Below are 21132 nucleotides of genomic sequence, written 5' to 3' on the forward strand. Positions count from 1 at the left end.
CATAACATACCATGTGAAACCGCTGCCTGCCTGCCATAATATTTACCTGATCAATTGACGGGAGTGGGCGTGAGAGGAAAGACGCTGCTGGTGCTGGCCGGGCTGCTCGGCGCGGGCCTGTTAGGATACCGCTATCTGCCGCCGCACCTGAATCCGCTGGCGCCGCTGGCGCTTGACGATCCCCCGGGCTGGTTGACGTCATTCAAGCTGCGCAGGCTGACGGCAGACCAGTGCGCCTCCCTGCTGGCGGAAGCCAATCGCCGCCGGCTTATCGCCAGCCAGCCGGTGGCGGACAGCGAGGGAAGCTGCCCGCTGCATAACGTGGTGCGGGTAGCGAATTTTGGCAGCGTGACGCTGAGCAGCAGTTTCCTCGCCAGCTGCCCGCTGGCGCTGAGCAGTGCGCTGTATGTCGAGCAGCAGGCGAAACCGCTGACCCGTCAACTGATGGCGAGCGATCTGCGCCAGATCGATCATCTCGGCAGCTTCGCCTGCCGCAATATCTACCATCGGCAACAGGCGCGGCGCAGTGAACACGCCACGGCGGACGCGCTGGACGTCAGCGGTTTCCGCCTGGCGGACGGCCGACGCGTCAGCGTCCTGCAGGGCTGGCGGAGCGAGACCTCGCATCCCTGGCTGGCGGCGCTGTTGAACAACAGCTGCCACTACTTCGGCAACGCGCTGGGGCCAGAGTACAATGCGGCTCACGCCAATCATTTTCATCTGGGGATGCGCGGACAGGGCTTCTGCTTTTGAGCATAAAGCGCTGTGAGTAGCCTAAATGACCAGAAAATGCTTCGTCAGGTTCTCATCCACACTCATAAAACACCAAACTCACCGCCAGCGCATCTATGGTAGTACACCAGTGGAATGAAATTGCTAAGCTAGGTAATAATTGGCAAATCATTAATGAATACGCGTAGTTATGGAATCCTGGAAGGTTAATCTCATCTCCGTCTGGTTTGGTTGCTTTTTTACCGGCCTGGCGATCAGTCAAATTCTCCCTTTTTTGCCCCTCTACGTCTCCCAGCTGGGCGTTACCTCGCATGAAGCGCTGTCGATGTGGTCGGGGCTGACCTTCAGCGCGACTTTTCTTGTCTCGGCGATCGTCTCGCCGATGTGGGGGAGCCTGGCAGACCGCAAAGGCCGCAAGCTGATGCTGCTGCGTGCCTCGCTGGGGATGGCGATTGCTATTTTACTGCAGGCCTTCGCCACTAACGTCTGGCAGCTGTTTATCCTGCGGGCGATCATGGGCTTAACCTCCGGTTATATCCCCAACGCCATGGCGCTGGTGGCCTCCCAGGTGCCACGCGAGCGCAGCGGCTGGGCGCTGAGCACGCTATCAACCGCGCAAATCAGCGGCGTGATCGGCGGCCCGCTGCTGGGCGGCTTCCTGGCGGACCACGTCGGGCTGCGGATGGTCTTTTTTATTACGGCAATCCTGCTGACCATCAGTTTTCTGGTGACCCTGTTTCTGATCAAAGAGGGAGGGCGCCCTCAGGTCAGTAAAAGCGAGCGCCTCACCGGAAAACAAGTCCTTGCCTCTTTACCCTATCCGGGGCTGGTGATCAGCCTGTTCTTCACCACCCTGGTGATCCAGTTGTGCAACGGCTCAATTGGCCCGATCCTGGCGCTGTTTATCAAGTCGATGGCGCCGGACAGCAACAATATCGCCTTTCTGGCCGGGATGATCGCCGCGGTGCCTGGCGTGTCGGCGCTGATTTCTGCGCCACGGCTGGGTAAGTTAGGCGATCGCATCGGTACCTCGCGGATCCTGCTCGCGACGCTCTGCTGCGCAGTGGTGATGTTTTTCGCCATGTCTTTTGTCACCACCCCGCTGCAATTGGGTACGCTGCGTTTCCTGCTCGGCTTTGCCGATGGCGCGATGCTCCCGGCGGTGCAGACTTTATTGCTGAAATACAGCAGCGACAGCGTCACCGGACGCATCTTTGGCTATAACCAGTCGTTTATGTATCTGGGCAACGTCGCCGGGCCGCTGATTGGCGCCTCTGTATCGGCCATGGCCGGCTTCCGCTGGGTGTTTATTGCTACCGCCATTATCGTTTTCATTAACCTCTGGCAGCTGGCATGGATGCTGCGCCGCACCCGCCGGGCTAACGCCTGAACCTCTGCTGACGGTATTTATCGCGATACCGTCAGCGTTATTCACCGTCGGTACATTTACCATTACTTTTTGTTATCGCCATGCCGTGAGCGCTATTCCATTTTATTATTTCCTGCGCCATCTGGTTATAACCATCCCCGACCATGATTAAACAATACTATTTATAGTGGTATTTTGTTGTGGTAAAACGTTTCGCTGTATATTGGGTGTTGCGATGATTCTTATTTTAAGTAATTCTGAGGTCCGTCATCGGGTATGACATCCCAATCAAAAACAGGCCTCGCATAAGGAACTGGTGCTATGAAGAATCTCATTGCTGAGTTACTGGTTAAACTGGCGCAAAAGGAAGAAGAAGCAAAGGAACTGACGGTGCAGGTTGAAGCGCTGGAGATCGTGGTCACCGCATTATTGCGCCATATGGAGCATGATGCCCAGCAGGCATTGATTCAGGATATAGAACAGGCGATTGACCAGGTGACGCCCTGTCCGCCGGTCAACGACCAGGATGCGATGCTGCTGCAGCAATATCTAAAGAAGCTGTTGCGGCATCCTCGTAGCTAGTCTTTGTGACACGACAAGGATGCCGTCATTTTTCTGTCATCTCCCTTTTATAAAGTCTCCCTCGTTTTGTTTTTTTTAAGTATTTTTTACATGGAGATGACAAAAGTGAAATTAAGCGCCCTGTTTATTGCCCTGGTTCCTCTGCTGGGCTCGCCGGTTATTCATGCAGAAACGACTGCTGCGCCGGTTCTGGAAAATCGCGCTGCGCAGGGAGATATCACCACTCCCGGCGGCGCGCGTCGTTTAACCGGCGATCAAACCGAAGCGCTGCGCGCCTCGTTAATCAATAAGCCGGCTAAAAACGTTATTTTGCTGATTGGCGATGGCATGGGTGATTCGGAAATTACCGCTGCGCGAAATTATGCGCAAGGGGCGGGCGGTTTCTTTAAAGGGATTGACGCCTTGCCGTTAACCGGGCAGTACACGCACTATTCGCTGGATAAAAAAACCGGGAAACCGGACTACGTGACCGACTCGGCGGCGTCCGCCACTGCCTGGACCACCGGCGTCAAGACCTATAACGGCGCGCTGGGCGTCGATATTCATGAGAACGCGCATCAGACCCTCCTCGAGCTGGCGAAAGCGGCGGGGCTGGCCACCGGCAACGTTTCCACCGCCGAGCTGCAGGACGCCACCCCCGCAGCGCTGGTGGCGCATGTGACATCGCGTAAATGTTACGGCCCCACGGTCACCAGTGAAAAATGCCCCAGCAATGCGCTGGAGAAAGGGGGCAAAGGCTCCATTACCGAACAGCTGCTGAACGCCCGGCCGGATGTCACCTTAGGCGGCGGGGCGAAGACCTTTGCCGAAACGGCGACGGCGGGCGAGTGGCAGGGCAAAACCCTGCGCGAGCAGGCGGAAGCGCGCGGCTACCAGATTGTGACCGACGCGGCTTCCCTTGCCGCCGCGACTGACGCCAGTCAGGCTAAGCCGCTGCTGGGTCTCTTCGCCGATGGCAATATGCCGGTTCGCTGGGAAGGGCCGAAGGCGTCTTATCACGGCAATATCGATAAGGCGCCGGTGACCTGTACGCCAAACCCGAAACGCGACGCCTCGGTGCCGACGCTGGCGCAGATGACGGAGAAAGCGATTGACCTGCTGAGCCGCAACGAGAAAGGTTTCTTCCTGCAGGTGGAAGGCGCTTCCATCGATAAACAGGATCATGCGGCGAATCCGTGTGGCCAGATCGGCGAAACCGTAGACCTCGACGAAGCGGTGCAGAAGGCGCTGGAGTTTGCGCGAAAAGACGGCAATACCCTGGTGATCGTCACCGCCGACCATGCGCACGCCAGCCAGATCATTCCGGCGGACAGCAAAGCCCCGGGACTGACCCAGGCTCTGAATACCCACGATGGCGCAGTGATGGTCATGAGCTACGGCAACTCTGAGGAAGAGTCGATGGAGCATACCGGCACCCAGCTGCGCATTGCGGCCTACGGTCCACACGCGGCTAACGTCGTCGGCCTGACCGACCAGACCGACCTGTTCTCGACCATGAAAGCCGCCCTGAGTCTGAAATAAGTCGCTGCCGGTGGCGAAATCGCGTCACCGGCTGGTTTTTTTTCTATCTGCGTCCAGACTTACAACGATCCACTCACAGAAGGATGGTGCGATGAAAATAACCTTACTAATGACTCTACTGTTTGGCTTGATCTTTATCAGCGCGGTTGGCGCGGCAGAAAAAACGCCCACTCCACAGCAGCAAAAGATGACGGACTGCAATCAGCAAGCGTCAGCCAAAGCGCTGAAAGGAGATGAGCGCAAAACGTTTATGAGCCAGTGCCTGAAAAAAGAGACCACTACGTCGCAAGGAAAAGCGCTCACCCCTCAGCAGCAGAAGATGAGCGACTGCAACAAAGCGGCCTCGGCAAAATCGTTGAAGGGTGATGAACGCAGTACCTTCATGAGTACCTGCCTGAAGAAAGCCTGAAAAAAAAGGGAGCGCCTGCGCGCTCCCTTCTTCTTTGAACACTCAGGGCATTGCTGCCTACCCTCTCAGGCTCAGGAGCGGCTCAGTTTCTCTGATTTCTCCATACACTGGGTGATGGCTTCGATCACCGCGGAGCGGAACCCTTTCTCTTCCAGTACGCGGACGGCTTCGATGGTGGTCCCGCCAGGCGAGCAGACCATATCTTTCAGCGCCCCCGGATGCTCGCCGCTCTCCAGCACCATTTTGGCGGAGCCCATTACCGCCTGGGCGGCGAATTTATAGGCCTGGGCGCGCGGCATGCCGCCGAGGACGGCGGCATCGGCCATCGCTTCGATAAACATAAAGACATAGGCCGGCGCGGAGCCGCTCACGCCCACCACCGGATGGATCATCGGCTCGGCAATTTGCTCCGCCTGGCCAAAGCAGCGGAAAATGGTCAGCACTTCGGCCACATCTTCGCTGCTCACCAGCGCGTTAGGCGTGACGGAGGTCATACCGGCGTTGACCAGTGACGGCGTATTGGGCATCGCGCGAATAATTTTGCGATCGTGACCGAGGGCGCGCGCCAGTTGCTCAAGCGTGACCCCGGCGGCGATGGAGACCACCAGCGACTCTTTATTCAGGCTTGAGGCGACGTCGCCCAGCACTTTGGTCATGATCCCCGGCTTAACCGCGCCGAAGACGATATCGGCAATCTGCGCCACTTCCTGAGCGCTCCCGGCGGCGTTGATGCCATACTGGTCGCGCAGAGCCGCAACCTTATCCGGCGACGGGGTGTAGACCCAGATTTGTCCCGGCTGTACCTGGCCGCTGGCGATCAGTCCACCCAGAATGGCCTTACCCATATTGCCGCAGCCGATAAAGCCAATTTTCTTATCCATCACCATTCCCCTCTGCTTTTTTCGTTACGATCTGATTAGCTTACCATCCTGCGCTTTCATGGGGGAGAAAAGCAGGTAACATTGGCGTCACTTATTGCAGGTAACAGGAGCTGGCATGGCTATTTGGGTAGATGCGGACGCGTGTCCGAACGTGATTAAAGAGATTTTGTTCCGCGCGGCAGAGCGTACCCAGACCCCGGTGACGCTGGTGGCGAATCAGCCGCTGCGCGTGCCGCCGTCGCGTTTCATCCGCACTCTGCGGGTTGAGCAAGGTTTTGACGTGGCGGATAACGAAATCGTTCGCCAGTGCGCGGCGGGAGATTTAGTCATCACCGCCGACATCCCGCTGGCGGCAGAGGTGCTGGCGAAGGGCGGGGCGGCGCTGAATCCGCGCGGGGAACGCTACAGTGAGGCGACGATCCGCGAGCGCCTGACGATGCGGGATTTTATGGAGACATTGCGGGCCAGCGGCGTGCAGACCGGCGGCCCGGATAGTTTATCGCAGCGCGACCGGCAACAGTTTGCTGCCGAGCTGGAGAAGTGGTTGCTGGCGGTTAAACGTCAGCAGGGTTAAACCCAGCTATCGTCGTCGCTGCCAATATCATCGTCGCCAAAGCCGGCGTCGAAGTCGTCGTTCCAGGTGTTGTCGGCAAGGAACTGATCGTCTCCCTGGCGGAACGGATCGTCACCCGCGGTGGCGTCCTGCGCGGCGGCGGCATCAGGCTGCGGCTGCTCTTCGATGATATTGACGATCTCCTGCGGGTGCGAGCCGCTGAACATGTTGGTCAGCATATTGCCCAGCACCACGCCGCCCGCTACGCCTGCGGCCGTTTGGAGCGCGCCCGCCATAAAGCCGCCACCGCGTGCGGCTGCCTGCGGGGCATAGTTCGGTTGCTGTTGCGGCGGGGCATACTGCGGCTGGGCGCTGGCCTGCGGGCGACCGTATTGCTCCGCGCCCGGGATGGGGTCAGAGCCGCGTGACGAGCCGCCACCGCCAAACAGGCCGGAGAGGAATCCGCCGCTGCTGGGCTTCGCCGCCTGCAGCTGGCTGACCTGGCTCTCCAGCGCCTGGATGCGATCGTTAAGCTGTTTAATCGCGGCTTCCTGGATAAGAATGGTTTGCGCCATATAGTAGGGGGCCGCCGGCTGCGCGCTTACATGTTGGGCAATCCGCTCCTCGGCGCTGGTATCGCGCGATGCACTGTGCGCCTCAGCCTCTTTTAGCCGGGAAAACAGTCCATCAATAAGGCGTTGTTCTTCAGATTGCATGTTACATTCCTCTGTCACACTGTCGAATAGGCATCAGGGTGCGTCTGAAACACGATGTTGTAAATATGTTGCTTCGTAAAGCTATGCATAAATGTGTTACCGTTTACGCCAGCGTTGGATAAAAATAACGCCCAGCCGAAAGTAAAGCTGGTTAAACACTTAATGCAATGATAAGTTTACATCAAGAGCCCCTTTTGTCACTGTGGTGATGGGGTGCAAAGAAGTTGTGTAACGTTTTGTTTACTACTACGTTACGGAACAAACAGCGATAATACGTTCTTTCGTTTTCATATTTTACGACAGGCGGAACCAGGGGGTCTTCGGTCATGACACAGCCAATCTTTCTCATCGGGCCACGAGGCTGCGGTAAAACCACCGTCGGTCATGCGCTGGCGCGAGCGCGGCATTTTCAGTTCTCCGATACCGATCATCGGCTGCAGGCCCATGAGCAGCGGACGGTGGCAGAGATCGTGCAGGCAGAAGGGTGGGCGCGTTTTCGCGAACTGGAGACCCTGTCGCTGAAGGCCGTGACTCTGCCGAATACGGTGATCGCCACCGGCGGCGGTATTGTGCTGGCGGAAGGTAATCGCCAGTTTATGCGGGAAAACGGCGTGGTGATCTATCTGCAGGCCTCGGTGTCGGCGCTCATTGATCGTCTGGAGGCCTACCCAAAAGCCGAACAGCGGCCGACGCTTACCGGTAAGCCGGTACGTGAGGAAGTGGGCGAGGTGTTGGCGCAGCGCGAAGCCTTATACCGTGATGCCGCCCATCATATTGTCGATGCCACGGCCTCCCCGGATCGGGTGGTGGAGCAGATTATGACCATGCTGTGCGGCGCGACGGCAACCCCGGTAAGTTAAGAATTTACTTACATTAAGGCGGCGAGGGGCGCCTATACTTGATAGTTCTGATACCAGAAGAAGGAAGAACTATGCCAAACAGGCCCCCATATCCGAGAGAAGCGCGCGTGGTTGCGGTAGAGAAAGGCCCGCAGGGTCAGACCGTCACCTGGTATCAACTCCGCGCGGATTATCCTGAACCCAATTCGCTGATCAGCGAACATCCTACCGAGCAGGAAGCCGTGGATGCCAAGCGGCGCTATGAAGATCCTGATAAGTCGTAACCCCTGAGCCCGGATTGCCGGCCATACTGGCAATATCGGGCGTATCTCACATTTTTTATTTATCAGTCGTACTAATGAATATCTAACACACGGATTTTTCAGGCACGCCGCTGTCGCCCGGCAATCTTTACATTCAACCGCGGCGCGGAACTGCTACGCTTCTCGACGGTTGATTTTTACTCACCGGGGGGGCGGATGCCGTGTGTGGTAAGTCTGTCTTGAAGCAGTGGTAGTGAAAAGGTACATGATATGAGTAGTGCAACGATGGCAATTTTGACCATCGGCGTTGTGCCGCTGGCGGGAGTGTTGCCGCTCCTGACCGAACATATCAGGGAAGAACAGATCACCCACATTAGTTTGCTGGGCGATATGACACATGCTGAGGTAACCAAAGAGTACGCGGTGGGTGACGGCGAGCAGGGCCTGCTGACCTTGCTCAATGATAACCAGCTGGTGATGGTATCGCGGCAGAAAATTGAACGCGATATCCGCAGCGTGATCGCGATGCTGGATCGGCAGAACTATGATGTGATCCTGTTGCTTAGCTCCGAACAGTTAAGCGGTTTTACCACCCACCATGCGATCCTTCTTGAGCCGCAGCGGATCATCCCGCCGCTGGTGGCGTCGATCGTCGATGGGCATCAGGTGGGGGTGATCGTGCCGGTGGAAGAGATCATGCCTATGCAGCGGCAAAAGTGGCTCTCGCTGGAAAAGTCGCCGTACTACGCGCTGGCCAACCCTTTTACCGGCAGCGACAGTGAGTTATTAAGCGCCGGCAAAACGCTGCTGGAGCAGGGCGCCGACGTGCTGGTGCTCGACTGTCTCGGTTACTATCAGCATCACCGCGATGTGTTACAAAAAGCCCTGGACGTCCCGGTTTTGCTGTCGAATGTGCTGGTTTCCCGACTGGCGGCAGAACTATTGGTCTAATGTGTTAATTTCACGTGACAGGGGCAAGGAGCGCCCCCTATATTGAGCCTTTAACCGACGATCAGAAGGGCTTGTTTATGCTTCAAAGCAATGAATACTTTGACGGAAAAGTGAAATCCATTGGCTTCACCAGCAGCAGTACCGGTCGCGCCAGCGTTGGCGTGATGGCGGAAGGGGAATACACCTTTGGTACGGCGCAGCCGGAAGAGATGACGGTGGTCAGCGGGGCGCTGAATGTCCTGCTGCCGGGTGAGACTGAGTGGAAAGTTTACGCCGCCGGCGAAGTTTTCAATGTGCCAGGCAACAGCGAATTTCATCTGCAGGTGGCTGAGCCAACCTCTTATCTGTGCCGCTATCTGTAAGCCAGAGTGACACCCGGCGCCTGCCGCCGGGTTGTTTTTTCCTTCCTGCCTGGCAGGAAGGAAAGCGGCGCTTAGCGCTGCGCTTCGCCGCCGAGCCCTTCTACCAGGCTTTGGATCAGGGCAGCCAGCTCGCCGGTCATTAAGATAAAGTCGGCGTCAAAGCGCTGGGCGAAATCCTCCCGATCGATATCTTCGTTTTGGTCACGTAATTCATCGCAGAACTTGAGGCGCTTAATTGACGCATCGTCGCAGATCACAAACTGAATACGCTGCTGCCAGTCCAGCGCCAGCTTGGTGACGACCTTCCCGGCCTCAATGTGCACGGCGATTTCGTCGCTGACCAGATCCTGTTTCTTGGCGCGGATCACGCCGCCATCTTCCAGCATCGCTTTCAGCTCGGCTTCATCCAGCAGCTGGAAGCCCTGCGCCACGGTGCCGGAGCGGACCCACTCGGTCAGCGTCAGCTCAATCGGATTCTCCAGGGTCAGCGGCACCACCGGCAGCGAACCGAGGGTTTTACGCAGCAGGGCCAGAGTGTCTTCCGCTTTCTTCGCGCTGGCGCAGTCGACCATGATCAGGCCGTTAACGGTATCGATCCACATCATCGTCTGGCTGAAGCGGCTGAAGGCGCGCGGTAGCAGCGAGTGCAACACTTCATCTTTCAGGGAATCTTTCTCGGTCTTCTTCAGCTTGCGGCCCTGATCGGCTTCCAGCTTCTGGATCTTCGCCTCCAGCGCCTGCTTGATCACCGGCGACGGCAGGATCTTTTCTTCTTTACGCGCGCAGATAATGATCTGGCCGTTTGCCGTATGCGTCAGCGCGTCGCTGTGCGATCCCATCGGCGACACCCAACCGGTTTTCGCCATATCCTGGCTGCCACACGGGGTAAATGTCAGCTCGGCCAGCTGTTTTTCCATCTCCTCGGCGCGCAATTCGATATCGCGGCTGAGACGGTAAACCATTAAATTTTTGAACCACAGCATGATAATTTCCACGGCTTTGTCGTTAAATCAGGCGGGCATGATAGCGAATTGTCGCTATGCTTGCATTGTTAATCGGGGTGAGGAGCTGAGCGTGCGTATTGGTATTGATTTAGGTGGAACAAAAACCGAAGTGATAGCCCTGAGCGACCAGGGAGAGCAGCTGTTTCGCCACCGGTTACCCACGCCGCGTGAGGACTACCGGCAAACCATCGAGACTATCGCCACCCTGGTGGCGATGGCCGAGCAGGCGACCGGGCAGCAGGGTACCGTGGGGATGGGCATTCCTGGCACAATTTCGCCCTATACCGGGGTGGTGAAAAACGCCAACTCGACCTGGCTCAACGGCCAGCCCTTTGATAAAGATCTCAGCCTGCGCCTTGAGCGTGAAGTCCGGCTGGCCAACGACGCCAACTGTCTGGCGGTGTCGGAGGCGATGGACGGCGCGGCGGCGGGGGCGCAAACGGTGTTTGCGGTGATTATCGGCACCGGCTGCGGCGCCGGGGTGGCGCTCAACGGGCGGGCGCATATCGGCGGCAACGGTAACGCCGGCGAGTGGGGGCATAACCCGCTGCCGTGGATGAACGACGATGAGCTGCGCTATCGCGCCGAAGTGCCCTGCTACTGCGGTAAACAGGGATGTATCGAAACCTTTATCTCCGGCACCGGCTTTGCCACCGACTACCAGCGGCTGAGCGGCAAGGGGTTAACTGGCAGCGAGATTATGCGTCTGGTGGGCGAAGGTGACGAAAAGGCCGAACTGGCGCTGAGCCGCTATGAACAGCGGCTGGCGAAATCGCTGGCCCACGTGGTGAATATCCTCGACCCGGACGTTATCGTGCTGGGCGGCGGGATGAGCAACGTCGAGCGTCTGTATCAAACGGTACCGGACCTGGTGAAGCAGTGGGTCTTCGGCGGCGAGTGTGAAACGCCGATCCGCAAAGCGTTGCACGGTGACTCCAGCGGAGTACGCGGCGCGGCCTGGCTGTGGCCGCTCCAGGGGACCTGAACCGCTCCCCCTCACCCCGGCCCTCTCCCTGCAGGGAGAGGGAGAAAAGCGGTACGGTGCGGGTGGTAGAGGCAGTGGCCGGGAACCCCTCATCCTGCAGGGAGAGGGGAATCGCAATAGCGTGCGAAATTACAGACCGGCGCCGGACGGTTCCCTCTCCCTCCGGGAAAGGGTTAGGGTAAGGGGACATCGCCATAATTCAGACCTCACTCCACCGCAAACACTCTGTCCAGCCGACTGTAGCCCAGGCCATTTATCTTCTTCACTTTGATCTGCACCGGAATACGTTCCTTCATTGCCTCCACGTGGCTGATCACCCCGATAATTTTGCCGCTGGCGTTAAGGGCATCCAGGGCGTCCAGCGCCGTATCCAGCGTTTCGCTGTCGAGGGTGCCAAAGCCTTCATCGAGAAACAGGGAGTCAATCCGTGTCTTATGGCTCACCAGGTCTGACAGCGCCAGGGCCAGCGCCAGGCTGACGAGGAAACTTTCGCCGCCGGAGAGAGTGCGGGTGTCGCGCACGGCGTCGGCCTGCCAGGTATCGACCACCTCCAGCTCCAGCGCCTCGCTGGCCTTGCGTTGCAGCAGATAGCGGCCATGCAGGCGGTTGAGCTGCTGGTTTGCCAGCCAGACCAGATTATCCAGCGTCAGCCCCTGGGCGAATTTGCGGAACCGGTCGCCGGTGCTGGAGCCGATCAGCGAATTCAGATAGCCCCAGTCGTCCGCCAGCTGCTCCGCCTCTGCAATCTGCTGCCCCAGCGCCTGCTGCTGCTGGCGGCTTTCATTATCCTGCCTGAGCTGCTGGCGGATCTCACCCTGACGGGTCGTGTTGTCCCGCAGCCGCTGGGCCAGGGCGTGCAGCTGCGTTTGCAGGGTGGGGCCGTCCGCGTCTGATCCTTGCGGCCGCAGCGCCAGATGCGCCTGTTGCTGCTGAGTCGCCTGCTCGCAGAGCACCGTCGCTTGCTGAAGCTGCTGCTCAAGCGACTGTTTTAACTGCGTCAGCCGCTGGGCGGTCTCGTCATCCAGCAGTGCGGCGAGGAACGCCTCCCGATCGTTGAAGCGGCTGGCGGCCAGGGCAGTCGTGAATTGCGTCTGTGACTGATGTACGCGCGCCGTTTCTTCGGTCTCCAGTTGCTGCTGGGCGACAAGCTGGCTGTGCAGCGACAGGCATTCCTCGTGGATTTCGCGCCAGTTGTCCGGGATCACCGGCTCAGCCTCCGCGTCATCCTCATCGCCGGGCGGCAGCGTATCGAGCAGCGGTTTCAGGGCGGCGATCTGCTCCTGGAGCACGCCATGCCGCGTCTGTTGCGCCTGCCACCGGGCAAATTCGCTTTCGCGAGCGTGCAGCCAGGCGGCTTCTGCGCCTTCTTCCGGCAGGCTGAGCGACAGCGTCTGCAGGGCGTTCTCCAGCCCCTGGCGCGTGGTCTCCAGCTGCTGGTGAGCCTGGCGCTCCAGCGCTTGCTGGTCGTTGAGCTGGCTCTGTAACATCAGACGCTGGCTGAGCTGATAGAGCTGCTGCTCGTAGCGCTCCTGCTCCTGCATCCAGTCGTTTATCTCTTGCGCAATATCCCGCGTGACCTGCAGAGCGGCGCAGGTTTCCTGCCACGCTTTAGTGAGCGCTTGCTCTTCCTCTGTGAGCCGCCGGGCCGCTTCGGTCTCACGCTGGAGCTGCTGCGTCAGGGCGTTGACCTGCCCGAGGACCAGCAGACCTTCTTCTTTCAGCGCGGCGACCTCTTTTTCCAGCGCGTCGCGGCGGCGCTGATTATCCGTGACCGTTAGGGAGGCGTATTGCTCAATCGCCGGATGTTCACAGGATCCGCACAGCGGGCAGGGCTTCCCCGCCTCAAGCCGGGCGCGGTAACCTTCCAGATCTTTAATCGTTTCTTCCCGCTGGCAGAGCGCCTTCAGGTCGAGATAGTGCTGGTTTTTGTCTTTATATTGCTCCCGACGTTGCGTCAGGGTGGCATTGAGTTTTGCCTGCTCCGTTTGCGCCTGCTGGATGTTCTCGGCGCTCTGCCGCAGGCGTTTGTGCAACTGCTGATGCTGTTCATGCAGGGAGAGCAGCCGCTGGCGCAGCGGCCGCGATTGCGTTTGCTGCGCCATCGCCGCCGCGACTTCCTCTGCGGACAATGACAGGGAGCTGGCCGGCAGAGCGCTTAGTTTCTGGCGCAGCGCGGCCAGGCGGGTGGTCTGAGCCGTTAGCTGCTGTTTATCGCGCGTCAGTTGCGAGAATTGCGCCCGCCAGCCGGCAATCTCCTGTCCCCATAAGCGGAATCGGTCATGGGCCGCCAGCCACTGCGCCAGGTCCGTCAGTTCAGCCTGACGCTGCTGCTGAGCGTGCAGGGCGCTGCGGCGGATGCGCGCGCGCTGCGCGGTGCAGGCAAGTAAGCGAGCATTTACTTCGTTGATCCGTTGCCGGGTTTGCGCCAGACCTGCCACCTGTTCCTGCTGACGCTCCCACAGGGGGCGCAGTTGGGCGGCCGGCTGGGCCAGCTCAAGCTTCGCCAGCGCCGGGGCGGCGTCGGTCAGCGCCTGGCGGGCCTGCTGCTGCCGGCTAACCGCCTGCTGGTGCTGCTGCGCCAGCTCGTCGCAGCGCGTCAGCCACTGAAGCTGCTGTTGCTGGTTTTGCTGCTGCGTTAGCAGGGTTTTTTCTTCGTCAGTGAGTACCTGCAAACTTTCCTGCAGCGCCTGCTGCTGCGCTTCCGTCAGCAGAACGATGCCCGCCGCCTGGGCTTCGAACTTCTCCAGCGCGTGGCGAGCAGCTTTGTGCTGTTCGTAGACCATGGCCGAAATCTGGCCGTAGATTTCCGTGCCGGTCAGCTCCTCCAGCAGCTCCGCGCGATCGCTCGGCTTCGCGTTCAGGAAGGCGGCAAATTGTCCCTGGGAAAGCAGCATCGAGCGGGTGAAACGGCCATAGTCGAGCCCGGTGAGCGTCGCGGTTTGCTCCAGTTTGTCCGAGACCTTATCGGCGAGGATTTTGCCGTCGGCGCAGCGTGCCAGCTCGACGCGGGGCGCCTGCAGATTGCCATCCGGTTGGTTGCGTGCCCGGTTCTGGCTCCAGAAAGCGCGGTAGGCGGTGCCTTTGACTTCAAACTCGACTTCCGCCAGACATTCGGCGGTATCGCGGGTCATCAGGTCATTTTGCGACTGGGAAACTTTATTCAGGCGCGGCGTCTCGTGATAAAGCGCCAGGCAAATGGCATCGAGCAGGGTGGTTTTGCCGGCGCCGGTGGCGCCGGTAATGGCGAACAGGCCGTTGCTGACGAACGGCTCGGCGGTAAAGTCTATCTTCCATTCACCCTTCAGGGAGTTGAGGTTTTTCAGACGCAGACTGAGGATTTTCATGCGTTTTCGTCCTCCGCGGTGAGCGTATGCAGCGTATGGGTGAACAGCTCGTGCAGCCGGGCGCGCTTGTCATCGTCAATCTCGGTCAGCGCCAGCCGGCGCTCGAACACCTCTTCCACCTTCAGTTCGCTGAGGGTCTCCCGCTGGGCGTTGAGCAATATTTTCTCGCGCTGCTCGCGGCTGCGGCGTACCAGCAACACTTCCACCGGCAGATCCTCCGTCAGCGCCTGAATATGACGCTGAATATCGTGCAGGTAGTCCTCGGTGGTGATTTCGATATCCAGCCACACCGGCGGGTCCTGCTCGACGCCGCGCCACTGCTCCAGCTGGGCGGTGATGGCGGCCAGATCGCCTTTGATCACTGCCAGCGGCTGGGTCACGGGCACCTCCAGGGTTTCCACGGCGCTGAGGCACCCGTCGTTAAAACTCACCAGGTGCACCGATTTGGCTTTGCCGGTTTCATCGAAGCTCAGCGGCAGCGGCGAGCCGCTGTAGCGGATGTGCTCGCAGCCACCGACCACCTGCGCCCGATGAATATGGCCCAGCGCAATGTAGTCGGCAGGCGGGAAGTGTTGCGCCGGAAAGGCATCCAGCGTGCCGATGTAAATGTCGCGGACGGCATCGCTTTTGCTGGCGCCGACGGTGGTCAGGTGGCCGCTGGCAATGATGGGCAGCGGCCGATCGCCGCGCAGCGCGCAGGCCTGCTGATACTGCTCCTGATAATAGTCGCTGATGGCCTGCAGTAGCTGTTGCTGTTTTTCCCGACCGGAGTGGCCGGCCTGACTGGTAACCAGCTCGCGGGGGCGTAAAAACGGCACCGGGCAAAAGATGGCGCCAGGGGTGCCGTCGCGCAACGGCAGCTCAATGGGCGCGTAGCCGGCGTTCGCCACCACGGTGGTGTGCAAAAAGGCGAGAATATCGCGGGACTCATTGAGCATCGCCACTGAATCGTGATTGCCCGCCAGCACCACCAGGCGACAGCCGGTCTGCTGCAACTGGACGACAAAACGGTTATACAGCTCGCGGGCATAGCTCGGCGGCGAGCCGGTATCAAAAATATCGCCAGCCACGATAATGGCGTCGACTTCATGCTCCTGCGCGCGGGCCAGCAGCCAGGTAAGAAAAGCGTCGTGTTCTGCCGCGCGGCTTTTGCTGTAAAAATTCTGGCCCAAATGCCAGTCGGAGGTGTGAAGGAGGCGCATAAATCTTCCCTAGCGAAAAAAGCATGGGCGGCAGTATATCATTTGTCGGCGCGGGGTAAGTCCGCGTCATGCTTCAAATTACCCGATCATCAGACCGTCATTTTTTTCATAAATCTGTCACAAAAGTGACGCATAATGACGCCGCACTTCTATACTGATGGCTAAAAAACACAGGGTAAATAATGGCGAGAAGAATTCTGGTCGTTGAAGATGAAGCTCCAATCCGCGAAATGGTCTGCTTTGTTCTGGAGCAAAATGGCTTTCAGCCCGTCGAGGCGGAAGATTATGACAGCGCGGTGAATCAACTCAATGAACCCTGGCCTGATTTGATTCTCCTTGACTGGATGCTGCCGGGTGGTTCGGGGCTGCAGTTTATTAAGTTGCTCAAGCGCGAGGCGATGACGCGGGATATCCCGGTTGTGATGCTGACCGCGCGTGGAGAAGAAGAGGATCGTGTTCGCGGCCTGGAGACCGGCGCGGACGACTATATTACCAAGCCTTTCTCACCGAAAGAGCTGGTGGCGCGGATCAAAGCGGTGATGCGCCGTATTTCGCCGATGGCGGTGGAAGAGGTGATCGAAATGCAGGGTCTGAGCCTCGACCCTTCGTCGCATCGGGTGATGACCGGCGACAGTCCGCTGGACATGGGGCCGACGGAATTTAAATTATTGCACTTCTTTATGACCCATCCTGAGCGAGTGTACAGCCGCGAGCAGTTGCTGAACCACGTCTGGGGAACCAACGTCTATGTGGAAGACCGCACGGTGGACGTCCATATTCGCCGCCTGCGCAAAGCGCTGGAACACAGTGGCCATGATCGCATGGTGCAAACGGTTCGCGGCACGGGGTATCGTTTCTCCGCCCGTTTCTGAATTTTGACAGGAGTGTGACCCGTGCTGGAACGGCTGTCATGGAAAAGGCTGGCGCTGGAGCTCTTTTTAGCGTGTATTCCGGCCCTGATTCTGGGGGCGTTTGTGGGTCATCTGCCGTGGTTTTTACTGGCGGCAGTGACCGGTTTGCTGATCTGGCATTTCTGGAATTTGATGCGCCTGTCGTGGTGGTTGTGGGTGGATCGGAGCATGACTCCTCCGCCTGGACGCGGCAGCTGGGAGCCGCTGCTGTATGGTCTGCATCAGATGCAGATGCGTAATAAAAAGCGTCGACGCGAGCTGGGAAGCCTGATTAAACGCTTTCGCAGCGGGGCGGAATCGCTGCCGGATGCGGTTGTACTGACCACGGAAGAGGGGGCCATTTTCTGGTGTAATGGCCTGGCGCAGCAGATTTTAAACCTGCGCTGGCCGGACGACAGTGGCCAAAATATTCTCAACCTCCTGCGTTATCCCGAGTTCGCCAACTATCTGAAACAGCGTGATTTTTCTAAGCCACTCAACCTGGTGCTGAATAACGCTCGCCATCTGGAAATTCGCGTGATGCCTTACACCGATAAGCAGTGGCTGATGGTGGCGCGCGACGTGACGCAGATGCATCAGCTGGAAGGGGCGCGGCGGAACTTTTTCGCCAACGTCAGCCATGAACTGCGCACCCCGCTGACGGTGCTGCAGGGCTATCTGGAGATGATGCAGGAGCAGGTACTGGAGGGGGCGACGCGGGAAAAAGCCCTGCACACCATGCGAGAGCAAACTCAGCGTATGGAAGGGCTGGTGAAGCAGTTGCTGACGCTGTCGCGCATTGAAGCCGCGCCGGCGCTGGCGATGAATGACCGCATCGACGTGCCGATGATGCTGCGGGTGGTGGAGCGCGAGGCGCAAACTCTCAGCCAGGAGAAACAGACGCTGATCTTCACCGTTGACGAGCAGCTCAAGGTGCTGGGTAATGAGGAGCAACTGCGCAGCGCCATTTCCAATCTGGTCTATAACGCGGTGAACCACACCCCGCCGGGGACCGAAATTCGCGTCAGCTGGCAGCGGACCCCGCAGGGGGCGCTGTTCAGCGTCGAGGATAATGGGCCAGGCATTGCGCCAGAGCATATTCCCCGTTTGACCGAGCGTTTTTATCGGGTGGATAAAGCTCGCTCCCGGCAAACGGGGGGCAGCGGCCTGGGACTGGCGATCGTCAAACACGCGGTCAACCATCATGACAGCCGGCTGGAGATCGACAGCACGGTGGGCAAGGGAACCCGTTTTAGCTTCCTGCTCCCGGAACGATTAATTGCCAGAAACGACGCCTGATCGGCGTGCTGTCAGCTTATCTTGCCAATGACCAGCCCCGGCTGGTCATTTTCGTTGGCATCCCTTTTTTCCTCGCCTATTTAATGAACGCGTGCTGCTTTTTTGTTCGCATGATAAGCCACGGGTTTTCCATCAATATGGTAAATGATTCTGGTGTGGAACTGATAACCAGCATAATCATCTGCTTTTGCGATCGTGCCTTGCTTTAAAACGTTATAAGCGTTTAAATTGCGCCTGCGCAGTCGATGACAGACTGCTTTTGCGTGGTAATACCAAAAACAATTCTTTCCCACGCCGCTTCGGGAGCATATCTCGCTGAGTTTACCGGCAATGGCCGCTGTATCGTCCCTGAGAGGGGAGCGCGGTATTTTTCCATTTTTTACAACACCACATCCACAGGCAGTAATGAATTTATGACCCATCAGTTAAAATCTCGCGACATCATAGCGTTGGGCTTTATGACCTTCGCGTTGTTTGTTGGCGCAGGCAACATAATTTTCCCTCCGATGGTTGGCTTACAGGCGGGCGAGCACGTCTGGACAGCGGCGATCGGCTTCCTGATCACTGCGGTGGGTCTGCCGGTGCTGACGGTGGTGGCGCTGGCGAAAGTCGGCGGCGGCGTTGAAAGCCTGAGCACCCCAATTGGTAAAGTGGCGGGTATCCTGCTGGCGGTGGTGTGTTATCTCGCGGTGGGACCGCTGTTCGCGACCCCGCGCACCGCGACCGTCTCCTTTGAGGTCGGTATTGCGCCGCTGACCGGCGACGGCCCGCTGCCGCTGCTGATCTACAGCGTTATCTATTTCGCGCTGGTGATTCTGGTCTCCCTCTATCCGGGCAAACTGCTGGACACCGTGGGCAACTTCCTTGCGCCGCTGAAAATTATCGCCCTGATTGTGCTGGCGGTCGCGGCCATCATCTGGCCAGCGGGCCCGATCAGCGACGCGCTGGAAGCGTATCGTACGGCGCCATTCTCCAATGGCTTCGTCAACGGCTACCTGACCATGGATACCCTCGGCGCGATGGTGTTCGGGATCGTGATTGTCAATGCGGCACGCTCCCGCGGCGTCAGCGAAGCGCGTCTGTTGACCCGCTACACCGTCTGGGCTGGCCTGATGGCAGGCGTTGGCCTGACGCTGCTGTACCTGGCGTTGTTCCGTCTGGGTTCTGACAGCGCCACTCTCGTGGACCAGTCCGCCAACGGCGCGGCCATTCTGCACTCCTACGTGCAGCACACCTTCGGCGGGGCGGGCAGCTTCCTGCTGGCGGCGCTGATCTTCATCGCTTGTCTGGTGACGGCGGTGGGCCTGACCTGCGCCTGCGCCGAGTTCTTTGCCCAGTATCTGCCGTTCTCCTATCGCACGCTGGTCTTTATCCTTGGCCTGTTCTCGATGGCGGTCTCCAATCTGGGGCTGAGCCATCTGATTCAGGTGTCAATTCCGGTGCTGACCGCTATCTATCCGCCGTGTATCGCACTGGTTGTATTAAGCTTTACCCGCAGTTGGTGGCATAATTCGTCCCGCGTTATCGCGCCGGCCATGTTTATCAGTCTGATGTTTGGTATCATTGACGGGATTAAGTCATCGGCGTTTGCCGCGATTCTGCCGGCCTGGACCGCGCGTCTGCCGCTGGCGGAGCAGGGCCTGGCCTGGCTGATGCCCACCGCCGTGATGGTGTTCCTCGCGGTGATCTGGGATCGCGCAGCCGGACGTCAGGTGACTTCCAGCGCCCATTAACAGGCGTTAAGGAAAAGCGTTTAACCACGGGACTTCGGGTTCCGTGGTTTTTTATTTTTTGTGTTAAACGGCATTGAAAAACCACGATGGAAAGTAGTAACAAGCTTAAGCGCGGGCTAAGCACCCGGCATATCCGCTTTATGGCCCTGGGTTCCGCCATCGGCACCGGGCTTTTTTACGGCTCAGCCGACGCCATTAAAATGGCCGGACCCAGCGTGCTGTTGGCCTACATTATCGGTGGCGTCGCGGCATATATCATTATGCGGGCGCTCGGTGAGATGTCGGTGCATAACCCTGCCGCCAGCTCATTTTCCCGCTATGCCCAGGAAAACCTCGGCGGACTGGCGGGCTATATCACCGGCTGGACCTACTGCTTCGAAATCCTGATCGTCGCCATCGCCGACGTCACCGCCTTCGGTATCTACATGGGCGTCTGGTTCCCGACGGTGCCGCACTGGATCTGGGTGCTCAGCGTGGTACTGATCATCTGCGCCGTCAACCTGATGAGCGTCAAGGTGTTTGGTGAGCTGGAGTTCTGGTTCTCGTTCTTCAAAGTGGCCACCATTATCATCATGATCCTTGCCGGGTTCGGCATTATTATCTGGGGGATCGGCAACGGCGGCCAGCCGACCGGCATTCATAACCTGTGGAGCAACGGCGGCTTCTTCAGCAACGGTTGGCTGGGGATGGTGATGTCGCTGCAGATGGTGATGTTCGCCTACGGCGGCATCGAAATCATCGGTATTACCGCCGGTGAGGCGAAAGACCCGGAGAAATCCATTCCGCGCGCGATCAACTCGGTGCCGATGCGTATTCTGGTGTTCTACGTCGGCACACTGTTCGTCATTATGTCCATCTATCCGTGGAATCAGGTGGGAACCGACGGCAGCCCCTTTGTCCTGACCTTCCAGCATCTGGGCATTACCTTCGCGGCCAGTATTCTTAACTTCGTGGTCCTGACAGCCTCCCTGTCGGCGATTAACTCCGACGTGTTCGGCGTGGGCCGTATGCTGCACGGTATGGCTGAGCAGGGCAGCGCGCCGAAGGTGTTCGCTAAAACGTCGCGCCGCGGTATTCCGTGGGTGACGGTGATGGTGATGACTATTGCGCTATTGTTTGCGGTGTATCTCAATTACATCATGCCGGAAAACGTCTTCCTGGTGATCGCCTCCCTGGCCACCTTCGCCACGGTGTGGGTGTGGATTATGATCCTGTTGTCACAGATTGCCTTCCGCCGCCGTCTGTCGCCCGAAGAGGTCAAGGCGCTGAAATTCAAAGTGCCCGGCGGAGTGGTGACCACGGTAGTCGGCCTGGTGTTCCTGGCCTTTATTATCGCCCTGATCGGCTATCATCCGGATACCCGTATCTCGCTGTATGTCGGTATGGCGTGGATCGGCCTGCTGCTGCTGGGCTGGGTCTTTAAGACCCGTCGCGATCGCCGCCTGGCGCAGGCACAGTAAATGCACCGCCCCGGTCAGCATCACGCGACCGGGGCGG

Annotated in this window: 21 protein-coding genes; 15 read left to right on the plus strand and 6 right to left on the minus strand. The window is 58.7% G+C overall.

The window, feature by feature from the left end; translation table 11 throughout:
• Positions 1 to 69 precede the first annotated feature (69 nt).
• From HMPREF3096_RS00200 to HMPREF3096_RS00220, 5 genes are all read left to right on the plus strand, one after another.
• Entirely contained in the window at positions 70 to 753 is a 684-nt protein-coding gene (locus tag HMPREF3096_RS00200) for an extensin-like domain-containing protein (protein ID WP_023297115.1), read from the plus strand.
• Positions 754 to 922: 169 nt separating this feature from the next.
• Complete coding sequence (locus tag HMPREF3096_RS00205) at positions 923 to 2122, plus strand: multidrug efflux MFS transporter (protein ID WP_032729420.1); 1200 nt, start codon at positions 923 to 925, stop codon at positions 2120 to 2122.
• A gap of 300 nt (positions 2123 to 2422) precedes the next feature.
• A complete protein-coding gene (gene iraP, locus HMPREF3096_RS00210; protein WP_008805343.1) occupies positions 2423 to 2683 on the plus strand; it encodes an anti-adapter protein IraP in 261 nt (86 codons plus the stop codon).
• 90 nt (positions 2684 to 2773) lie between these two features.
• Positions 2774 to 4204, plus strand: a complete 1431-nt coding sequence (phoA, locus tag HMPREF3096_RS00215; RefSeq protein WP_008805344.1) for an alkaline phosphatase — start codon at positions 2774 to 2776, stop codon at positions 4202 to 4204.
• A gap of 91 nt (positions 4205 to 4295) precedes the next feature.
• Positions 4296 to 4613: a PsiF family protein gene (locus HMPREF3096_RS00220; protein WP_008805345.1), complete on the plus strand. Its 318-nt coding sequence runs from the start codon at positions 4296 to 4298 to the stop codon at positions 4611 to 4613.
• A gap of 71 nt (positions 4614 to 4684) precedes the next feature.
• Here the strand turns inward: HMPREF3096_RS00220 and proC are convergent, their stop codons facing one another.
• The gene (gene proC, locus HMPREF3096_RS00225; protein ID WP_008805346.1) at positions 4685 to 5494 is read right to left on the minus strand and encodes a pyrroline-5-carboxylate reductase; all 810 of its coding nucleotides are present in this window, start codon (positions 5492 to 5494) and stop codon (positions 4685 to 4687) included.
• A gap of 115 nt (positions 5495 to 5609) precedes the next feature.
• On the opposite strand from proC, the gene HMPREF3096_RS00230 reads away from it, so the two are divergent.
• Positions 5610 to 6068 (plus strand): YaiI/YqxD family protein, encoded by a 459-nt coding sequence (locus HMPREF3096_RS00230; protein WP_008805347.1) that lies wholly within the window; start codon positions 5610 to 5612, stop codon positions 6066 to 6068.
• On the opposite strand, the gene HMPREF3096_RS00235 is transcribed toward HMPREF3096_RS00230, so the two are convergent.
• The gene (locus tag HMPREF3096_RS00235) at positions 6065 to 6763 is read right to left on the minus strand and encodes a DUF2076 domain-containing protein (RefSeq protein WP_032729422.1); all 699 of its coding nucleotides are present in this window, start codon (positions 6761 to 6763) and stop codon (positions 6065 to 6067) included. The genes HMPREF3096_RS00230 and HMPREF3096_RS00235 overlap by 4 nt on opposite strands.
• A 326-nt stretch (positions 6764 to 7089) precedes the next feature.
• On the opposite strand from HMPREF3096_RS00235, the gene aroL reads away from it, so the two are divergent.
• The 4 genes from aroL (at position 7090) to ppnP (ending at position 9178) form a co-directional block, all read left to right on the plus strand.
• Positions 7090 to 7623: a shikimate kinase AroL gene (aroL, locus tag HMPREF3096_RS00240; RefSeq protein ID WP_008805349.1), complete on the plus strand. Its 534-nt coding sequence runs from the start codon at positions 7090 to 7092 to the stop codon at positions 7621 to 7623.
• Between the two features lie 71 nt (positions 7624 to 7694).
• Positions 7695 to 7886: a YaiA family protein gene (locus HMPREF3096_RS00245; RefSeq protein WP_008805350.1), complete on the plus strand. Its 192-nt coding sequence runs from the start codon at positions 7695 to 7697 to the stop codon at positions 7884 to 7886.
• 249 nt (positions 7887 to 8135) lie between these two features.
• Positions 8136 to 8816 (plus strand): AroM family protein, encoded by a 681-nt coding sequence (locus HMPREF3096_RS00250; protein WP_008805351.1) that lies wholly within the window; start codon positions 8136 to 8138, stop codon positions 8814 to 8816.
• 77 nt (positions 8817 to 8893) lie between these two features.
• Positions 8894 to 9178: a pyrimidine/purine nucleoside phosphorylase gene (gene ppnP, locus HMPREF3096_RS00255; RefSeq protein WP_002890284.1), complete on the plus strand. Its 285-nt coding sequence runs from the start codon at positions 8894 to 8896 to the stop codon at positions 9176 to 9178.
• A gap of 71 nt (positions 9179 to 9249) precedes the next feature.
• Here the strand turns inward: ppnP and rdgC are convergent, their stop codons facing one another.
• A complete protein-coding gene (gene rdgC / locus HMPREF3096_RS00260) occupies positions 9250 to 10161 on the minus strand; it encodes a recombination-associated protein RdgC (protein WP_002890285.1) in 912 nt (303 codons plus the stop codon).
• A gap of 91 nt (positions 10162 to 10252) precedes the next feature.
• Between rdgC and mak the strand changes: the two genes are divergently transcribed.
• A complete protein-coding gene (gene mak / locus HMPREF3096_RS00265) occupies positions 10253 to 11167 on the plus strand; it encodes a fructokinase (protein WP_022065176.1) in 915 nt (304 codons plus the stop codon).
• 206 nt (positions 11168 to 11373) lie between these two features.
• Here mak and sbcC read toward each other — a convergent pair whose 3' ends face one another.
• Positions 11374 to 14511, minus strand: coding sequence for an exonuclease subunit SbcC (gene sbcC, locus HMPREF3096_RS00270; protein WP_032729423.1), 3138 nt, complete (start codon positions 14509 to 14511; stop codon positions 11374 to 11376).
• A complete protein-coding gene (sbcD, locus tag HMPREF3096_RS00275; RefSeq protein ID WP_032729425.1) occupies positions 14508 to 15713 on the minus strand; it encodes an exonuclease subunit SbcD in 1206 nt (401 codons plus the stop codon). Before sbcD ends, sbcC begins: the two co-directional genes overlap by 4 nt.
• A 182-nt stretch (positions 15714 to 15895) precedes the next feature.
• Here sbcD and phoB point away from each other — a divergent pair, with 182 nt between their 5' ends.
• Positions 15896 to 16585, plus strand: coding sequence for a phosphate response regulator transcription factor PhoB (gene phoB / locus HMPREF3096_RS00280; protein WP_002890343.1), 690 nt, complete (start codon positions 15896 to 15898; stop codon positions 16583 to 16585).
• Positions 16586 to 16606: 21 nt separating this feature from the next.
• Positions 16607 to 17902, plus strand: coding sequence for a phosphate regulon sensor histidine kinase PhoR (gene phoR, locus HMPREF3096_RS00285; protein WP_012968845.1), 1296 nt, complete (start codon positions 16607 to 16609; stop codon positions 17900 to 17902).
• A gap of 80 nt (positions 17903 to 17982) precedes the next feature.
• Here the strand turns inward: phoR and HMPREF3096_RS30695 are convergent, their stop codons facing one another.
• Entirely contained in the window at positions 17983 to 18324 is a 342-nt protein-coding gene (locus HMPREF3096_RS30695) for a hypothetical protein (protein ID WP_153242733.1), read from the minus strand.
• Here HMPREF3096_RS30695 and brnQ point away from each other — a divergent pair.
• Together brnQ and proY are read left to right on the plus strand one after the other, a co-directional pair.
• A complete protein-coding gene (brnQ, locus tag HMPREF3096_RS00290) occupies positions 18316 to 19635 on the plus strand; it encodes a branched-chain amino acid transporter carrier protein BrnQ (RefSeq protein WP_008805357.1) in 1320 nt (439 codons plus the stop codon). The genes HMPREF3096_RS30695 and brnQ overlap by 9 nt on opposite strands.
• 86 nt (positions 19636 to 19721) lie before the next feature.
• On the plus strand, positions 19722 to 21095 hold the full coding sequence (gene proY / locus HMPREF3096_RS00295) for a proline-specific permease ProY (protein ID WP_008805358.1): 1374 nt from the start codon (positions 19722 to 19724) through the stop codon (positions 21093 to 21095).
• The last annotated feature ends 37 nt before the right edge of the window (positions 21096 to 21132 follow it).

The organism is Klebsiella sp. HMSC25G12, from assembly GCF_001807705.1.
Taxonomy (GTDB): Bacteria; Pseudomonadota; Gammaproteobacteria; order Enterobacterales; family Enterobacteriaceae; genus Klebsiella; species Klebsiella variicola.